Origin of the sequence: Actinomadura barringtoniae (genome assembly GCF_017573505.1) — a bacterium.
Lineage (GTDB): Bacteria > Actinomycetota > Actinomycetes > Streptosporangiales > Streptosporangiaceae > Spirillospora > Spirillospora barringtoniae.
The window spans coordinates 386,134-403,409 of sequence record NZ_JAGEOJ010000004.1; the positions used below are offsets into that span (position 1 = coordinate 386,134).

Sequence of the window (17,276 nt, forward strand, 5' to 3'; positions counted from 1 at the left end):
ACGTGCGAACGTCAGGAGGCGGCCATGGGCACCGCGACCGGTTCCATCTCGATCGTTTCGGGTCCGCCGCTGAGTGAGGAGCCGGGGCTCGGGCCGCTCACGCTGCCGGGCTTCCTGCGCGAGGTGACCACCCGGTACGGCGAACGCGAGGCGCTCGTCCAGCGGGCGGCGGACGGCGGCGTCACGCGCTGGACCTACACCGAGCTCTGGGAGCGCGCGGTCGAGGTGGCGTGCGCGCTCCGCGCCTGCGGCCTGGGCAAGGACGGCCGGGTCGGGATCATGATGACCAACCGCGCCGAGTGGGTCGCGGCCGTGTTCGGCACGTCCCTCGCCGGCGGCGTCGCCGTCACGCTCAGCACGTTCTCGACGCCCCCCGAACTCGACCATCTGCTGCAGGTCTCCGGCGTCTCGGTCCTGTTGTTCGAACGTGCCGTGGCCAAGAAGGACTTCGCCGACGTCCTCGTCGGCCTCGAACCCGAAATCGGCAAGGTCGGCCCCGGAGCGCTGCGTTCCGCGCGCTATCCGTTCCTGCGTCACCTGGCGATGGTCGGCGAGCCCACGCGGGCCGAGGCGATCGAGACCTGGGCCGCCTTCCTGGAACGCGGCCGCGCCGAGCCGCGCGAGCTGGTCGAGGCGACGGCCGCGACGGTGCGGCCGAGCGACGCGGCCGTGATCTTCTTCTCGTCGGGCTCCACGAGCCTGCCGAAGGGGATCCTGAGCGCGCACCGCGGCGTCGCCGTCCAGCTGTGGCGCTTCGCGCGGATGTACGGCGTCGGGCCCGACGACCACGTCCGCTGCTGGACGGCCAACGGCTACTTCTGGTCCGGCAACTTCGGCATGGCGATCGGCACGACGCTCGCCGCCGGCGGTTCGCTCGTCTTGCAGTCGACCTTCCTCGCCGCCGAGGCCCTGGACCTCATGGAGGCCGAACGGGTCAACCTGCCGATCGCCTGGCCGCACCAGTGGGCGCAGCTCGAGGCCGCCCCCAACTGGGACGAGGTGGATCTGGGCGCCATGCGGTTTGTGGACCGGGAAACGCCGCTCGCGCGCCACCCGACCGTGACGGCCCGCTGGTCCGAGCCCGGTCACGCGTACGGCACGACCGAGACGTTCACCATCACGACCTGCTTTCCCGCCGACACGCCGCCCGAGGTGATCGCGGGCTCCAGCGGCGCGGCGCTGCCGGGCGTCACGGTCAAGGTCGTCGATCCGCTCACCGGCGCCGTCGTCCCCCGCGGCGAACGCGGCGAGATCTGCGTCAAGGGCCCGACGCTCATGCTCGGCTACCTGGGCGTTCCCCTCGACGAGACGCTCGACGCCGAAGGGTTCTACCGCACCGGTGACGGGGGCAGTCTCGACGACGAGGACCGCCTGTTCTGGACGGGCAGGCTGACCGACATCATCAAGACCGGCGGCGCGAACGTGTCGCCGCGCGAGGTCGACGCGGCCCTGGCCGGCCATCCCGCGGTCAAGGTGGCGCACACGGTCGGCGTCCCGCACGAGACGCTCGGCGAGATGGTCGTGGCCTGCGTCGTCCCGCGCGACGGCGCGACGACCGACGCCGAGGAACTGCGCGGCTACCTGCGAGAACGCCTGGCGAGCTACAAGGTGCCGCGCCGGGTCCTGTTCTTCCGGGAGGACGAGATCACCCTCACCGGCAGCTCGAAGATCAAGTCCAGCGACCTTCGCAGCCTGGCGTCCGGACGCCTGGGCGACGGATCACCGGGTTGACGCCCGGTCCGCGCAGAGGAGGCGGAAGAAGGCGTCCGCCGACGCCTCGATCGCGGCCACCGAGCAGGTCTCGTCGGTGACGTGGGCCTGCTCCGGATCGCCGGGGCCGTAGATGATCACGGCGGGGCCGCCGAGCGTCGTGGTGAGCAGCGAGGCGTCGGTGAAATAGGTGGCGTACTCGGGTGGCCGCGCCGACGAGCCCGGGGCGAGCAGTTCCAGGGTCTCGGGGATGCCCGGGGCGGCCGGGTCGGTGGCCACGCCGGGCAGGTCGACGAGCCGTTCGATGTCGATGCCGGTGCCGCACAGCCGCGAGATCGCGGCCACCGCGTCGGAGGAGTCGAAGCCGGGGACGGTGCGCACGTCGATGCGCATCTCGGCCCGGTCCGGCACCAGGTTGGGCTGTACCCCGGAGTGGAAGGTCCCGACGTTCACCGTCGCCGCGCCGTGGGTGGGGCTCGCGGGCCAGTCCTTGTGCTCGTGGACGCGGGTCGCGGCGGCGGCCAGCGCGGCGAGCGCGTTGCGTCCCAGCTCGGGACGGGAGCCGTGCGCGGAGACGCCGTGGGCGGTCGCCTGGAGCCAGAGCGTGCCCTTATGGCCGAGGACCGTACGGTTGCCGGTGGGCTCGGCGACGACGAGCAGGTCGGTGGGCGTGACCGAGGCCGCGTCGATCAGGGCGGCGCCGTCGCAGCCGGTCTCCTCGCCGAACGTGAACACCAGCTGCACCGGGACGCCTCGTTCCCGGAAGGCGCGTTCCCGCACGGCGCGCAGGGCCGCGTGGATCTGGGCGGCGACCCCGGCCTTCATGTCGCTGCTCCCCCGCCCGAGCAGGCGCCCGTCGCGCACGTCGCCGCTCATCGGGTCGAACGACCAGCCCGCCGGGTCGGCGGGCACCGTGTCCAGGTGGCCGGTGAGGGTGATGGGCGTTCGCGGCGTCTGCGGACCGGAGCGTGCGATGACGTTGGCTCGCCCTTCGACCGGCTCCTCCACCCGGACCTCGAACCCGCCGTCGTCGAGGACGTTCGCGACCACATCGGCCGCGGGACGCTCGCCGCCGCCCCGGGTGTCGATGCGGACCAGCCGTTGTGCCAGCGCCAGCGCGTCGTTCATCCTCAGGCTCCTCCGGAGACGGTGCTGTCACGGACCACGAGGGTCGGGACGAGGGCGATATGGGCGGACGGGCCGCGTTCGGCGGTCCCGGTCCGGCTCGCCAGGTCCAGCAGCCGGACGGCCTCGGCCGCGATCTGCGCGCGCGGCTGGTCGATGGTGGTCAGCGCGGGCTCACCGAGCCGGGCGAACTCGATGTTGTCGTAGCCGGTCACCTGGACCCGGGTCGGCACGTCGACGCCGTACCTGCGGCAGACCCGGGTGACGCCGAGGGCGATCAGGTCGTCGGCGCACACGATCGCGTCGGGCAGCTCCCCCGCCTCGATGAGCCGGGCCGCGGCGGTCTCGCCCCAGTCCACGCTGTAGTCGCCGAGCAGGACATGCTCGGGGTCCACGCCGATGTTCAGCTCCTCGGCGCGACGCTGGAAGCCGGCGAACCGCTGCTCGGTCGAGGAGTTGGTCAGCAGGGAGCCGACGAAGGCGGCCGACCGGGCCCCGCCCTCGTGCAGGTGGTCCATGATCAGGCGCATCGCCGCGACGTCGTTGACGCCGACCCAGTCGGTGCTGGTGCCGCCCACGAACCGGTCGAGCTGGACCAGGGGCAGCCGGTCGGCCGTCTCCTGCACCGCCGGGCCGCTCAGGGTGCCGTGGCTCGGGCTGACGATGATGCCGTCCACGTTCCGCGCCACCAGTGAGGCCAGCCGCCGGGCCTCGATCTCCGGGTCGGAGCGGGCGTCGCACAGGAACAGCTCCCTGCCCTCCTGGCCGAGCGCGTGCTCGACGTTCTCCACCAGGGAGGTGAAGAACGGGTTGGAGATGCTCGGCACCACCATGCCGACGGTGTCGGTACGGCTGTTGCGCAACGCGCGGGCGATCGAGTTGACCTGGTAGCCGAGCTCCTCGGCGGCCCGCCTGACCTTGCGCTGGACACCCGGCGAGACCGGCCCTCGACCGGACAGGACCCGCGAGACCGTCGCGGTCGAGACACCGGCCCGTTCGGCGACCTGGGAGATCGTGACGCGCTGCAATCGTTTACCTTCCTGACCGGTCCGCACTCACGTTGTCACGGACGACGAGGAACTGGAATAAGTATAGACCCCTTGACTACCAGGCGAAACGTGCCTACGGTCCACCCATAACCTCTACTGCAATCGATTACATAGGAGGCGACATGGTGACGGCGGCCGGGAGCGAACGGGCCCTGGGAGTCTTCCCGCCCAGGCCCAACGCGATCGAGGGGCTGTTCGGCACCTCCAAGGTCGTGATCGGCGTGGTCCACCTTCCGCCGCTGCCCGGCAGCCCGCATTACGAGGGAACGCCGCTCGACGAGATCTGCGCGTTCGCCATCGAGGAGGCCCAGGCCTACCTCGAGGGCGGCTGCCACGGGCTCATCGTGGAGAACCACTGGGACATCCCGTTCCTCAAGCCGGGCGAGCACGGCTACGAGACGGCGGCGGCCATGGCCGTGGTGACCGACCGCGTACGGCACGCCACCAGCGGCCGGCTCGGGGTCAGCATCCTGTCGAACGCCGCCGAGTGCTCGATCGCCTCCGCCTGGTCGGGCGGCGCGGGCTTCGTCCGGGTCAACCAGTGGGCCAACGCCTACGTCGCCAACGAGGGGATCATCGAGGGCCAGTCGGCGCACGCCGCCCGCTACCGCAGCCGGATCGGCGCGGGCCCGGTCAAGGTCTTCGCCGACGTGCACGTCAAGCACGGCTCGCACGCGATCGTCGCCGACCGCACGCTGGCCGAGCAGACCGAGGACGCCGAGTTCTTCGGGGCCGACGTGCTGATCGCCACCGGTTCGCGTACCGGCGACGCCGCCGCCCTGGACGAGGTCGAGGGGATCGCGGCGCACACCACCCTGCCGGTCGTGATCGGGTCCGGGATCACCGCGGCCAACATCGGCGGGCTGCTGCCCGCCTGCGACGGCGTGATCGTGGCCTCCTCGGTGAAGGACAACGGCCGCTGGTGGGGCCGGGTGGACCTGGCCAAGGTGCGCGAGCTGACGGCGGCGGCCGCCAAGGCGGGCGCCGACCTGCCATGATCATCTTCTGCGGCTACGCCAACGTCGACCTCACCGTGGGCGTCCCGGTACTGCCCGGGCCCGGCGCGCGCGTGCAGGCCACCGCCGTGCAGCGCGGCGAGGGCGGGATGGCGGCGAACGCGGCCGTGGCCGCGGCCCGGATGGGCGCCGACTCCCGCTTCGCGGGCGTGGTGGGGCCCGACCCGCTGAGCACTTCGTTCCTGCAGACGCTCGCGGGCGACGGCGTCGGAACGGCCTGGACGGGCCGGACCGGCGCCCTGACCACCGCGGTCGTGCTGCTCACACCCGACGGCGAGCGCTCGATCATCAGCCAGGACGACCAGGTCACCCCCGAGCATGTCGCTGGCGTCGTCCGGACGGCCCGCGAGGCCGGGGCAAGCCTGCTCTACCTCGACGGCTACCGCTTCCCCGAGGCCGCCGCCACGCTGGGCGACGGCCTCGGAAACGGCGGGCCGCGGGTCGTCGTCGATCTTGACGGCTGCGACGGGCCTGAAGGCATGCGTGCCGCGCTGACCGCCGCCGACCACGTGATCGTCGGCCGCGCCCAGGCGTTCGACCTGCTCGGTGACCTGGACGTCCTCGCGAGCGCCGCCGTGTCACATCGGGTAGACATGGTGGTCACGGACGGTCCCCGGGGCTGGACGCTGCTCACCTCCGAGGGCGTCCGGCATGACGGCCGGGCGATCGAGGTCGCCACCGTCGACGCCACCGGCGCCGGCGACTGCTTCGCCGGCACCTACTGCGCCGAGCTCGACCGCGGGTCGGCCCCGCTGGAGGCGGCGCGGTTCGCGTCCGTCGCGGCGGGCCTGTCCTGCACCCGGCCCGGCGCCCGCGACGGCCTGCCACGGCGGGAGGACGTCATCGCCTATATCGACTCCCACCCCGAATCGCATCCGGGCGGCGTGCTCGCCCGTTCCCGCGGAGAGGAGACATGATGCGACGCATGGTGACGGCCGTGGCCGCGCTGAGCCTGCTGCTGCCGGCCATCGGCTGCGACGTGCAGGCCCGCAAGGAGATCGCCGCCGAGAAGGGGGCGACCGAGCAGGGCCCGCCCCCGCCCGCCAAGATCGCCCAGTCCTGCAAGCCCCAGGGACGCGCACTCAAGATCGGAATCGTGCCGATCAACCTCCAGGCGCTGTTCTTCAACCAGATCAACACCGGTGCCAAGACCGTGGCGAACAAGGCCGGGGCGCAGGTGCAGATCGTGAACGGCAACGACGACTCGGCCACCCAGGCCAACGCGATCGACGACCTGGTGGCCAACCGGTTCGACGCGATCATCGTGGACGCGATCGACACCGAGGGCATCAAGCCCGCGATCCGGCGCGCGCAGGCCGCCGGGGTGGCGGTCGTCGCGGTGGACGCCACCGTCAAGGACCCGGCGGTGTCCACCCAGGTCGGCACCGCCAACTCCCAGGGCGGTCAGCAGCTGGCCGCCTCGCTGCTCAAGGCCACCGGCGGCAAGGGCGACATCGGCGTGGTCGCCGCCCTCAACAGCACGATCCAGAACGAGCGGCAGAAGGGCTTCTCCGACGCGGTCACCGCCGCCGGCATGAAGATCAAGACCGTGGTGGACGGCCGCAACATCCAGGAGAACGCCCAGACCGCCGCCGAGAACATGCTCACCGGCAATCCGGACCTGCCCTACGCCTACGCCACCGGCGAGCCCGCCCTGATCGGCCTGGCCGCGGCGGTCTCCAGCCAGCAGCGCACCAAGGACATCAAGGTCGTCGGCTGGGACCTGTCCACCCAGGCGGTGGACGGGCTGCGGGCCGGCTGGATCGTCGGCGTCGTGCAGCAGAACACCTTCCAGTTCGGCTACGAGGCCATGAACGCCGCGATCGACCTGTCCTGCGACCGGGCCGCGCCGAAGGACGTGCCGGTCCCGACCCAGATCGTGACCCCGGCCAACGTCAAGGACTACCTCTACTACCTGGAGAAGTGATGAGCGAGAACTCGCTGGTCACCCTGAGCGGGATCACCAAGTCGTTCGGGGCGGTCAAGTCGCTGCGCGGGGTCGACCTGACGCTGGCCCCCGGTGAGGTGCTCGGCCTGGTCGGCGACAACGGCGCCGGGAAGTCGACGCTGATGAAGGTCCTGGCCGGCGCTCTGCAGCACGACGCAGGCCAGATCACCATCGACGGCCGCGACGTGCGCTTCGCCAGCCCGGCCGACGCGCGGCGCGAACGGATCGGCATCGTCTACCAGGACCTGGCCCTGTGCGACACGCTCGACGTCGCCAGCAACCTGTTCCTGGGCCGAGAGCCGCGCAAGGGACCGTTCATCGACCGCAAGGCGATGCACGAGAAGGCCGCCGAGACCCTGTCGGACCTGCACGTCCGCGTGAAGTCGACCTACCAGGAGATCGGGCAGCTGTCGGGCGGGCAGCGGCAGGCGGTCGCCATCGCGCGGGCCGTCTCGTTCCAGCCGCGCGTGCTGATCCTGGACGAGCCGACCGCGGCTCTCGCCGTCGCGGAGGTCCGCCAGGTGCTGAAGATGATCCGCGACGTCGCCGAGCAGGGCGTCGGCGTCATCCTGATCACCCACCGCCTGCAGGACCTGTTCGAGGTCTGCGACCGCATCACCGTGATGTACGAGGGCCGCAGCGTCGAGGACGAGCCGGTGGCCGCGCTGGACATCGAGCATCTCGTCGCCATGATCACCCGTTCCGGCGCCGAACCCACCGAGGAGGTGGCCTGAGATGACCGTGCAGGCCGCGCCCGCGCCCACCGTCCTGGCCGAGACACCCAGCTGGTGGGAACGTGCCAACAAGGCGACCCTGGCCATGGCGGGCGTCACCGTCGTGCTGTTCGCGGGGTTCGGGATCGCCTCCGACAACTTCCTGACCTTCGACAACCTGTCCAACCTGGCCACCCAGGTCGCGATCACCCTGATCGTCGCGGTCGCCATGACCTTCGTGATCACGACCGGCCAGATCGACCTGTCGGTCGGCTCCACGCTGGCCTTCGTCGCCACCGGCACCGCCGAGATGCTGAAGGCCGGCTGGGACTCCTCGCTGGTGATCATCGCCGCGCTGCTGGCCGGGCTCTTCTGGGGCGCGGTGAACGGCTGGCTGTCGGCGTACCAGAAGATCCCGCCGTTCATCGTCACGCTCGCCACCATGTCGGTGATCCGCGGGCTGGCGCAGCTGTGGACCCAGGGCTTCTCGGTCCCGATCGACAAGCGGCTGTACGTGGCCAAGATCGGCGAGGCCAAGTTCCTCGGCTTCTCCGCGCTGGCCTGGATCGCGCTCGGCACGGTCGTGATCGGGGCCGTGCTGCTGTCCAAGATGCGCTTCGGCCGCTACGTCAACGGCATCGGCGCCCAGGAGGAGTCGGTGCGCCGGGCCGGCGTCAACACCGACCGGATCAAGATGATCACGCTGATGCTGGCCGGGCTGGCCGCCGGCGTCGCGGGCCTGCTCACCGCGGCCCGGCTGGGCTCGGGCTCGGCCAACTCCGGGCAGGGCTTCGAGCTGACCGTGATCGCGGCGGTCGTGCTCGGCGGCACCAACCTGTTCGGCGGCCGGGGCACGATGGTCGGCACCGTGATCGGCGCGGTGATCACCGGTGTGATCGCCAACGGCCTGACGCTGCTGGGCGTCAGCCCGTTCCTCACCCCGATCGTCACCGGGCTGGTGCTGCTCGCCGCGATCTGGATCAACCTGCGCGGCCGCGCCATCGCGGACCTGGTCGCCCATCTAACAGGCCGATCATGACGACGGTGACCACGGTGACCGGGCCCGTCGCCTGCGACGGGCTCGGGCTCACCCTGACCCACGAGCATCTGCGCAACGACGTGCGCAAGGCGGTCAAGGAGCCGTCCGACCCCGCGCTGGCCTTCCTGCGCGACGCCCGGACGACGCCCGGGCTGGCCTGGCTGCTGCGCGAGCAGCCGTACGCCTGCCTGGACCACTGCGTCCTGGACGACACCGACGCCATGGTCACCGACCTGGTCGCGTTCGCCTCCTCGGGCGGCGGAACGATCGTCGACGTCACGCCGGGCGGCCTGGGCCGGGACCCGCTGGCGCTGCGTTCCCTGGCCGAACGCAGCGGCCTGCGGATCGTCATGGGCTCCGGCTGGTACTTGGAGGCCTACCATCCGGCTCACCTGGCGGCGGCCGGGGAACAACGCCTCGCGGACGAGCTCGTGGCCGAGTTCACCGGCGGCGTGGGCGACACCGGGATCGGCCCCGGGGTCATCGGCGAGATCGGTGTCTCGCCGGACTTCACCCCTGCCGAGCACATCGCGCTGCGCGCCGCGGCGCGCGCGCAACGCGAGACGGGAGTGCCGCTCTACGTTCACCTGCCCGGCTGGCAGCGCCGCGCGCACGAGGTGCTCGACATCGTCCTGGACGGCTACGGGGTGCCACCCGGCGCCGTGGTGCTGTGCCACATGGACCCCTCGCACGACGACCCCGACTACCAGCACGCGGTCGCCGAACGCGGCGTCTGGCTGGAGTTCGACATGATCGGCATGCCGTTCCGCTACCCGGGCGAGGGCCAGTCACCGGCGCCGCACGAGACGGCCCGGGCCATCGCAGGCCTCGTCGACCGAGGCCACGCCGAGCAGCTGCTGCTCAGCCACGACGTGTTCCTCAAGAGCATGCTCACCGCGTACGGCGGCAACGGCTTCCGCTACGTGCCGGAGCTGTTCACCCGGCGCCTGCACGAACTCGGCGTCACCGCCGACACCCTCCTGAACGACAACCCGGCGCGCCTCTTCGCGCGCGCCGCCGCATCCTGACCAGCGTCCTGAGAAAAGGAGACAGAACACGTGAGCCGCGTCCTGATCGCCGGCGAGAGCTGGGTCACGCAGTCCACCCACATCAAGGGCGTGGACTCGTTCACCGTCAGTTCCTACGTCGTCGGCGCCGACCCGCTGCGCCGCGCCCTGGAGAGCCGGGGCCACGAGGTGGTGCACCTGCCCGCCCACCTCGTGCCCGCCGAGTTCCCCGGAGACGCCGAGGCGCTCGGCGAGTACGACGTGATCGTGCTCTCCGACATCGGCGCGAACTCCGTGCAGCTCTCGCCCCAGGTCTTCGAGCAGGCCACGCCGGGCCAGGACCGGATCGCCGCGCTCCGCGGCTGGGTCGGGGACGGCGGCGGCCTGCTGATGGTCGGCGGGTACCTCTCGTTCACCGGCTTCGAGGCCAAGGCCGCGTACCGCAACACCGTGCTGCACGAGGTGCTGCCCGTCGAGCTGCTGCCGGAGGACGACCGCGTCGAGCTTCCCGCCGGCGCCCACGCGCAGGTGACCGGCGCCGCCCATCCGGCGCTCGGCGGCGTCGAGGGCGACTGGCCCGCGCTCCTCGGCTACAACCGGGTCCGCCCGCGCGACGGCGCCGAGGTCCTGGCCACGATCAACGCCGACCCGCTGGTCGCCGTCGGCACCTTCGGCTCGGGGCGTTCGGCGGTGTTCACCTCCGACTGCTCCCCGCACTGGGCGCCCACGCCGTTCTGCGAGGACTGGGACGGCTACGCCCGGGTCTTCGGCGGCCTCATCGAATGGCTGGCACGCTGACCCGGTCGCGCCGGCTCCTCGACGCCTGCGCCCCGGTCATGGACCGGGCGCTGGGCATGCGGTTCGTCGAGGAGGTCCGTACCGGCACGATCGGCGACCAGGTCTATGCCGACTACCTGCAGATCGAGGCGGCCTTCGTGGAGACGGCCGCGCGCCTGCACGGCCTCGCCGTGTGGGACGCGCCCGGCTGGACGGCCATGGAACGCAACGCCGCAGCGGTCCACGCGCTGACCACCGAGCAGGCCGACTACTTCCGCGCGGCTCGCGCCGCCTGGGGATGCCGCCCTCGTCCTGGCGTGGCGGCCCCCGTGCTGTCGGAATACGCGCTGAGCGCGGCCCGCGAGGGCGGATATCCGGCGGTGATGACGGTGCTCTTCGCCGCGGAGAGCCTCTACCTGACCTGGTGCACGCGCGCGCACGAGGAAGGGACCGTGCCGCCCGGCCCGATCGCCGACTGGGTGGCGATGCACGCGGACACGGCGTTCCAGAACGGGGTGAAGGCCCTGGCCGCGGAGGTCGACGGCCTGCCCGCCTCGGACGAGCAACTGGCCGCCTGGTTCACCGGCATGCTGGAGGCCGAGATCGCCTTCCACGACGCCGTCTACGAGGACGAGGCCAGGTAGCCCAGGCGGCGGGAGAGCAGTGCGGCGCCCTCTCTGACCAGGCCGCCCCACTCGCGCCGCCGGTCGTCGCTCCAGCGCAGGGACGGCACCGAGATGCTCATGGCGGCGGCCATCGCGCCGGTGTGGTCGTACACCGGGGCGGCCACGCAGTGGACCGCCTCGTTGGACTCGCAGTCGTCATAGGCGATCCCGCGTTCGCGGACCTCGGCCAGGTGCTCGCGCAGCCGGGCGGGCGAGGTGATGCTGCGGGGCGTCATGCCGGCCAGCTCGCGGTCGCGCGGATAGCGGGCGTCCAGCGCCTCGGCGCTGAGCCCCGACAGCAGCACCTTGCCGAGGCCTGTGCAGTGCGCGGGCAGGCGGCGCCCCACCGCCGAGACCAGGCGGACGGGGTGGGTGCTGTCGGCCTTGGCGATGTAGACGACGTCGGTACCGTCGAGAATCGCGACCTGGACCGTCTCGTCGCAGCGCGCGGCCACCACCTCGGCCTCCCGCCGGGCCTCGTGGGCCAGGTCGAGCTGGTCGGCGACGATGCTGCCGAGCTGGAACAGCCGCAGTCCCAGCACGTACCGCGTGGGCTGGCCGGGGACCGGGACCAGGTACGACCGGTCGGTCAGGGTCGCGAGCAGCTCGTGCACGGTGGTGCGCGGCAGGCTCAGCCGCTCGATGATGTCGGCCGCCGAGAGCGGCGCGCTGTCGAGGAAGAGCTCCAGGATGTCGAGGGCGCGGGTGACGGCTGGTACTGCGCGGCCCACCTCTGTCCCCCTCGTCGGACGGCTGCCGGGATATCGAACTCAGCCTAAGGAACGGCCACCGGCCCGTCAAAGGGCCGAAGCCGGACTTAATGGTCATGAAACAGGGCATTGACGACCCCTGCCGGGCGGCTTAGCGTTCAGGTCTGATGCATATCTCGAACTGGGTTCGAAATATCGAACAAGAGGTGCGCATGCAGTCGACCAGGGACTTTCTGGCCTCGCTGGGCCTCCCCGGGCGTGATCTCGGGGATCTGCCCACCTCGGCCAAGCGCTTCCCCGACGGCGCCCAGTACCGGGTGGAGATCCCCTCCGTCGAGGGGCCCGAGCCGTTCCGCGCGGTCATCGAGGCGGCCGGGGAACACCGGATCCGCGTGCACCGCATCAGCCAGGGCAGCGGAATGATGCTGCTGACCGACGCCGAGATCGAGGAGATGGTCGCGCTCGGCCGCGAGCACCGGATCGAGGTCTGCCTGTTCGTCGGCCCCCGCGCGGCGTGGGACGTGGGCGTCCAGGCCGTCACGTCCTCGGGGCGGGTCGCCGCGGGCACCCTGCGCGGCGCCGACCAGCTCGTCTACGGCATCGAGGACATCGTCCGGGGCTGCACGCTCGGCGTGCGCAGCGTGCTCGTCGCCGACGTCGGTCAGCTCTGGGTGCTGCACCGGATGCGGGCGGCCGGGGATCTGCCGCCGGACCTGGAGTTCAAGGCCTCGGTGTCGTTCCCCTCCTCCAACCCGGCGACCGCACGGCTGCTCGCCGAGTTGGGCGTCACCACCATCAACGTCCCCACCGACCTCACGCTCGCGCAGATCGCCGCGATCCGCGGCGCGGTGGACGTCCCGCTGGACGTCTACGTGGAGGGGGCGGACGACTTCGGGGGCGCCGTCCGCTACTACGAGGTCCCCGATCTGGTCCGGGTCGCGGCGCCCGTCCACCTCAAGTTCACCGTCCGCAACGCGCCCGGTCTCTACCCCTCCGGCCGTCACCTCGCCCCGACCGCGGTCTCCACCGCGCGCGAGCGCGTGCGTCGGGCCGCGATCGGGTTGTCGATGCTGAGCCGCTACTACAAGGAAGCCATCCCGAGCCCCTAGCCGTCCCGAGCCCTTAGCCCACTACTCCCTTACTCCCCTCAGCCACACCACCGCGTCGGCCGCACCACTCCCCTCAGCCGCTCCGCCTTCAGTGCCCGTCCTTGGCCGCCGCCAGCAGGAGTGCCAGCCATCACCCACATCGGGGCATGTCAGCGCAACCGCCCTCCCAGGAAGGGAATGCCCATGCTCAGTCGTTCTGCACGGCGCGCGCCGATCCGCATGTCCGGCCGGCTGTTCGCAGTGACCGTGCTCGCCGTCACCGCCGCCGGAGTCGGCTCGGCGGCCTCCGCCGCCCCGACCGGGGGCAGGGGAGGCCCGCCGACGATTCAGAAGGATCTGTTCGGCACCGTCTCCGACGGCACCAAGGTCTGGCGGTACACCCTCACCAGCGGCAAGGTCCGCGTCAGGATCATCACCTACGGCGGGATCGTGCAGACGATCGAGACGCCCGACCGGCACGGCCGTACGACCAACGTGGCGCTGGGCTTCAAGACGCTCGACGACTACGTCGCGCACAACAATCCCGGCCCCTACTTCGGCGCGCTGATCGGCCGGTACGCCAACCGCATCGCCAAGGGCACCTTCACCCTCGACGGCGCGACGTACCACCTGCCGATCAACAACGACCCGAACAGCCTGCACGGCGGCACCAAGGGGTTCGACACCAAGGTCTGGACGGCCACCCCGTCGCAGACCCCCGGCGCGGTGTCGCTGCGGCTCGACCTCACCAGCCCGGACGGCGACATGGGCTACCCGGGGACCCTGAAGGCCACCGCGACCTACACCCTGTCCGGGTCGGCGCTGCGCATCGACTACCGGGCGACGACCGACAAGGCGACGGTCGTCAACCTGACCAACCACTCCTACTTCAACCTGGCCGGTGAGGGCACCGGCACCATCTACGGCCAGCGGCTCAAGCTGAACGCGAGCCGCTACACGCCGGTCGACTCCACCCTGATCCCGAACGGGCGGCTGGACCCCGTGGCGGGCACGCCGCTGGACTTCAGGCAGGCCACCGCGATCGGCGCGCGCATCCGCGACGGCTTCCAGCAGCTGGTGTTCGGGCGCGGCTACGACCACAACTTCGTCGTCGACGGCTCCGGGTTCCGCCTCGCCGCGCGGGCCGACGACCCGGGCACCGGCCGCGTCCTGTCGATGTACTCCGACCAGCCCGGCATCCAGTTCTACTCGGGCAACTTCCTGGACGGCACCCTCTACGGGACCAGCGGCCGGGCCTACCGGCAGGGCGACGGCTTCGCGCTGGAGACCCAGCACTTCCCGGACTCGCCGAACCAGCCGAACTTCCCCTCGACCGTCCTGCGTCCCGGCCAGACCTACACGACCTCGACGGTCTACGCGTTCTCCACGGAAGGCTCGTGATGAAGAAGATCGATCCCGCCGTCGAAGAGGCCGTCGACACCCTCGGTCTGGGCGACGTGGCGCGCCGGCGGCTGCTCAGCGGCGCGGGCCTGGTGAGCGCCACCGCCGCGGCCTCGGCGCTGCTGGCGGCCTGCTCGTCGGACAACAAGTCCAGCAGCCAGAAGTCGTCGGGGAGCGGCGGCAGCGGCGCCGGTGACTTCCCCGAGACGCCCAAGTGGAAGTTCGTGTTCGTCAACCACGTCACCACCAACCCGTTCTTCACCCCGACGCAGTACGGGGCGCAGGACGCGTGCGCCCTGCTCGGCTGCTCGTTCCAGTGGACGGGCTCCAAGGACTCGGTGGTGCCGGAGATGGTCAGCGCGACCAACGCGGCGATCTCCGCCAAGGCCGACGGCCTCGCGGTCGCGGTCGTCGACAAGACCGCGTTCAAGCAGCCGGTGGACAACGCGCTGAACGCGGGCATCCCGGTGGTCTCCTACAACGCCGACGGAGCGCGCGGCAATCCGGGCACGAGCCGGCTGGCCTACATCGGGCAGGACCTGTACGTCTCCGGCTACCAGCTCGGGACACGCATCGCCTCGCTGATGACGGGCGGTGACGCGGTCGGCTTCATCGCGACGCCCGGCTCGCTCAACATCCAGCCCCGCATCGACGGCGCCAAGGACGCGATCAAGGCGTCCGGCAAGCCGATCAACTTCAAGGACGTGGCGAGCGGCGCCGAGCTGCCGAAGGAGCTGTCCACCATCGACGCCTACGTTCAGGGGCACCCGAACCTCAAGGGGATCTTCGCGGTGGACGCCGGGTCGACCGAGGCCATCGGCAAGACCGTCGCCAAGTACAACCTCAAGAGCAAGGGGGTCGTCGCCGGCGGGTTCGACCTGAACCCGGCCACGCTCACCGCGGTCAAGGCGGGCAATCTCGACTTCACCATCGATCAGCAGCCATATCTGCAGGGCTTCCTGCCCGTGCAGTACCTGTGGCTCTACAAGCTGTCGGGCGGGCTGGTCGCCCCGCCCGAGACCAACACCGGCCTGCTGTTCGTGACCAAGGACAACGTCGACCCGTACCTGACGACCAAGACCAGGTTCGAGGGGTCGAGCACCAAACAGCAGGTGCTCAGCCGGTCCGGTCCGATCCCGCACAAGTAGACACGCGGAAGTGACGCGGTCCATGAGCGACACCATCAGCGACAAGGCGGAGGCGGCCGGAGCGCCCGCACCGGGGCGCCGCGTGCACGGGGTGCTCCGGCTCGCCTTCGACGGGTTCATGCGCCGTCGCGAGGCGACGATCCTCCTCGTGGCGCTGGGCCTGGTCATCTACTTCCAGTACGCCAAGTCGGTCTTCCTCAGCCACGACAACCTGGTGAACATCTCGCAGAGCACGGCGCCGTACGCGATCCTCGCGGTCGGCGAGGTGCTGCTGCTGGTCAGCGGCGAGATCGACCTGTCGGCCGGGATGGTCTTCACCCTGTCGCCGTTCCTGATGCACTACGCGATCGACTACTACGGGGTCTACCCGATCCTCGCGATCGCGCTGTCGGTGCTGGCGGGCGCGGCCATCGGCCTGGGCAACGGCCTGGTGGTCGTGGTGCTGCGGGTGCCGTCGTTCGTCGCCACGCTCGGGTCCCTCTTCCTGATCCAGGGGATCACCCTGACCACCTCGCACGCCTACCCGGCGGAGATCCCGCCGGCGGCGGTGGACCTGGGCAAGTGGTTCGGGCGCGGCGAGTGGTCGGAGCTGATCTGGTGCCTGGCGATCGTCGCCTACTTCCACGTCGTGCTGACCCGCACGCGGTGGGGGCTGCACACGATCGCGGTCGGCGGCAACCCGCTCGGGGCCAGCGAGGCCGGCATCCGCACCGGCCGGATCAAGATCGGCAACTTCATGATCATGGGGGCGCTGGCGGGCTTCGCGGGGATCCTCGAGGCGTTCCGCACCCAGACGATCGACCCCAGCTCCGGCGGCACCGGCGCGATGTTCTTCGCGGTGTCGGCGGCCGTGATCGGCGGGACGGCGCTGGCCGGCGGGTCGGGCACGGTCATCGGCGCGCTGCTCGGTGCGCTGGTGCTGGCCGTGCTGCAGAACGGCTTCAACCTCATCGGGATCAGCGCGAACCCGTTCAACCTGATCCTCGGCATCGCGATCATCGTCTCGATGATCCTCAACGTGCATCTCGCCAGGCTGCGGAGGGCGGGCAGAACGTGACGGACACACCCAGCCCGCAGAGCGCACCGGACTCCGGCGCACCGGGGACGCCGGACCCGCCCGCCCTGCAGGTCGACCACATCGCCAAGCGGTTCGGTGCCGTGGCCGCGCTGACCGACGTCAGCCTGCGGCTGCGCAAGGGCGAGGTCCTCGGCCTGATCGGCGACAACGGCGCGGGCAAGTCGACCCTGATCAAGATCCTCAGCGGCTTCCACCGGCCGGACACGGGCCGCATCGTGGTGGAGGGTGAGGAGGTGGCGATCAAGTCGGTGGACCACGCGCGCTCGCTCGGCATCGACACCGTCTACCAGGACCTGGCCCTGATCAACGAGCTGACCGTCTACCACAACATGTTCCTGAACCGGGAGATCGTGCGCTGGCCGCTGCTGCACAACCGCGCCATGCGGCGGCTCGCCCGGAAGCACCTGGACGACCTGGGCGTGCGGATCGCGTCGGTGGACGCCGAGGTGGCCAAGCTGTCGGGCGGCCAGCGCCAGGCCATCGCGGTCGCCCGCTCGGTCTACTCCGACGCCCGGATCCTGCTCCTGGACGAGCCGCTGGCGGCCATGGGGGCCAAGGAGGGCGCGCTCATCCTCGACCTCGTCCGCGACCTCAAGGCGCGCGGCGAGGTGTCGATCATCATCATCGCGCACAACTACGCGCAGGTCCTGGAGGTGTGCGACCGGGTCAACCTGCTCCAGCACGGCCGGATCACCTACGACAAGGAGACCGCGGAGACCTCGCTGCAGGAGCTCACCGATCTCGTCGTCGCCGAGTACCGCAACACCCGGAGGGGCGGCGGCTCATGACTGCGGCCCGGCTC

The 17,276-nt window shown here is 71.2% G+C and carries 17 protein-coding genes; 14 read left to right on the forward strand and 3 right to left on the reverse strand.

Annotation, left to right across the window (positions count from 1 at the left end; all coding sequences use genetic code 11):
* Positions 1-24 precede the first annotated feature (24 nt).
* Positions 25-1,731 (forward strand): class I adenylate-forming enzyme family protein, encoded by a 1,707-nt coding sequence (locus J4573_RS11695; RefSeq protein ID WP_208255386.1) that lies wholly within the window; start codon positions 25-27, stop codon positions 1,729-1,731.
* Here the strand turns inward: J4573_RS11695 and J4573_RS11700 are convergent.
* Both J4573_RS11700 and J4573_RS11705 read right to left on the reverse strand, forming a co-directional pair.
* Positions 1,720-2,838: a M20 family metallopeptidase gene (locus J4573_RS11700; RefSeq protein ID WP_208255387.1), complete on the reverse strand. Its 1,119-nt coding sequence runs from the start codon at positions 2,836-2,838 to the stop codon at positions 1,720-1,722. The two genes, J4573_RS11695 and J4573_RS11700, sit on opposite strands and share 12 nt — an antisense overlap.
* A 2-nt stretch (positions 2,839-2,840) precedes the next feature.
* Positions 2,841-3,863: a LacI family DNA-binding transcriptional regulator gene (locus tag J4573_RS11705; protein ID WP_208255388.1), complete on the reverse strand. Its 1,023-nt coding sequence runs from the start codon at positions 3,861-3,863 to the stop codon at positions 2,841-2,843.
* 143 nt (positions 3,864-4,006) lie between these two features.
* On the opposite strand from J4573_RS11705, the gene J4573_RS11710 reads away from it, so the two are divergent.
* Genes J4573_RS11710 through J4573_RS11745 form a run of 8 tightly spaced genes read left to right on the forward strand, consistent with a single transcriptional unit; the run spans position 4,007 to position 11,028 of the window.
* Positions 4,007-4,882: a BtpA/SgcQ family protein gene (locus tag J4573_RS11710; protein WP_208255389.1), complete on the forward strand. Its 876-nt coding sequence runs from the start codon at positions 4,007-4,009 to the stop codon at positions 4,880-4,882.
* Positions 4,879-5,817, forward strand: coding sequence for a carbohydrate kinase family protein (locus J4573_RS11715; RefSeq protein WP_208255390.1), 939 nt, complete (start codon positions 4,879-4,881; stop codon positions 5,815-5,817). The genes J4573_RS11710 and J4573_RS11715 overlap by 4 nt, the downstream gene beginning before the upstream one ends.
* Positions 5,814-6,827: a substrate-binding domain-containing protein gene (locus J4573_RS11720; protein WP_208255391.1), complete on the forward strand. Its 1,014-nt coding sequence runs from the start codon at positions 5,814-5,816 to the stop codon at positions 6,825-6,827. Before J4573_RS11715 ends, J4573_RS11720 begins: the two co-directional genes overlap by 4 nt.
* Entirely contained in the window at positions 6,827-7,582 is a 756-nt protein-coding gene (locus J4573_RS11725) for an ATP-binding cassette domain-containing protein (RefSeq protein WP_208255392.1), read from the forward strand. The genes J4573_RS11720 and J4573_RS11725 overlap by 1 nt, the downstream gene beginning before the upstream one ends.
* Position 7,583: 1 nt before the next feature.
* Positions 7,584-8,600, forward strand: a complete 1,017-nt coding sequence (locus J4573_RS11730; RefSeq protein ID WP_208255393.1) for an ABC transporter permease — start codon at positions 7,584-7,586, stop codon at positions 8,598-8,600.
* Positions 8,597-9,628, forward strand: coding sequence for a phosphotriesterase family protein (locus J4573_RS11735; protein ID WP_208255394.1), 1,032 nt, complete (start codon positions 8,597-8,599; stop codon positions 9,626-9,628). Before J4573_RS11730 ends, J4573_RS11735 begins: the two co-directional genes overlap by 4 nt.
* A gap of 30 nt (positions 9,629-9,658) precedes the next feature.
* Positions 9,659-10,405, forward strand: a complete 747-nt coding sequence (locus J4573_RS11740) for a glutamine amidotransferase (protein WP_208255395.1) — start codon at positions 9,659-9,661, stop codon at positions 10,403-10,405.
* The gene (locus J4573_RS11745; protein WP_208255396.1) at positions 10,390-11,028 is read left to right on the forward strand and encodes a TenA family protein; all 639 of its coding nucleotides are present in this window, start codon (positions 10,390-10,392) and stop codon (positions 11,026-11,028) included. The genes J4573_RS11740 and J4573_RS11745 overlap by 16 nt, the downstream gene beginning before the upstream one ends.
* Here the strand turns inward: J4573_RS11745 and J4573_RS56030 are convergent.
* Positions 11,007-11,780, reverse strand: a complete 774-nt coding sequence (locus J4573_RS56030; RefSeq protein ID WP_208255397.1) for an IclR family transcriptional regulator — start codon at positions 11,778-11,780, stop codon at positions 11,007-11,009. The genes J4573_RS11745 and J4573_RS56030 overlap by 22 nt on opposite strands.
* A gap of 191 nt (positions 11,781-11,971) precedes the next feature.
* Between J4573_RS56030 and J4573_RS11755 the strand changes: the two genes are divergently transcribed.
* The 5 genes from J4573_RS11755 (at position 11,972) to J4573_RS11775 (ending at position 17,262) form a co-directional block, all read left to right on the forward strand.
* Positions 11,972-12,868: a U32 family peptidase gene (locus tag J4573_RS11755; protein WP_208255398.1), complete on the forward strand. Its 897-nt coding sequence runs from the start codon at positions 11,972-11,974 to the stop codon at positions 12,866-12,868.
* A gap of 183 nt (positions 12,869-13,051) precedes the next feature.
* Entirely contained in the window at positions 13,052-14,248 is a 1,197-nt protein-coding gene (locus tag J4573_RS11760; protein WP_243772822.1) for an aldose epimerase family protein, read from the forward strand.
* The gene (locus J4573_RS11765) at positions 14,248-15,396 is read left to right on the forward strand and encodes a sugar ABC transporter substrate-binding protein (RefSeq protein ID WP_208255399.1); all 1,149 of its coding nucleotides are present in this window, start codon (positions 14,248-14,250) and stop codon (positions 15,394-15,396) included. The genes J4573_RS11760 and J4573_RS11765 overlap by 1 nt, the downstream gene beginning before the upstream one ends.
* Positions 15,397-15,418: 22 nt before the next feature.
* Complete coding sequence (locus J4573_RS11770; RefSeq protein ID WP_208255400.1) at positions 15,419-16,453, forward strand: ABC transporter permease; 1,035 nt, start codon at positions 15,419-15,421, stop codon at positions 16,451-16,453.
* Entirely contained in the window at positions 16,450-17,262 is an 813-nt protein-coding gene (locus J4573_RS11775; protein WP_208255401.1) for an ATP-binding cassette domain-containing protein, read from the forward strand. The genes J4573_RS11770 and J4573_RS11775 overlap by 4 nt, the downstream gene beginning before the upstream one ends.
* Positions 17,263-17,276 lie beyond the last annotated feature (14 nt).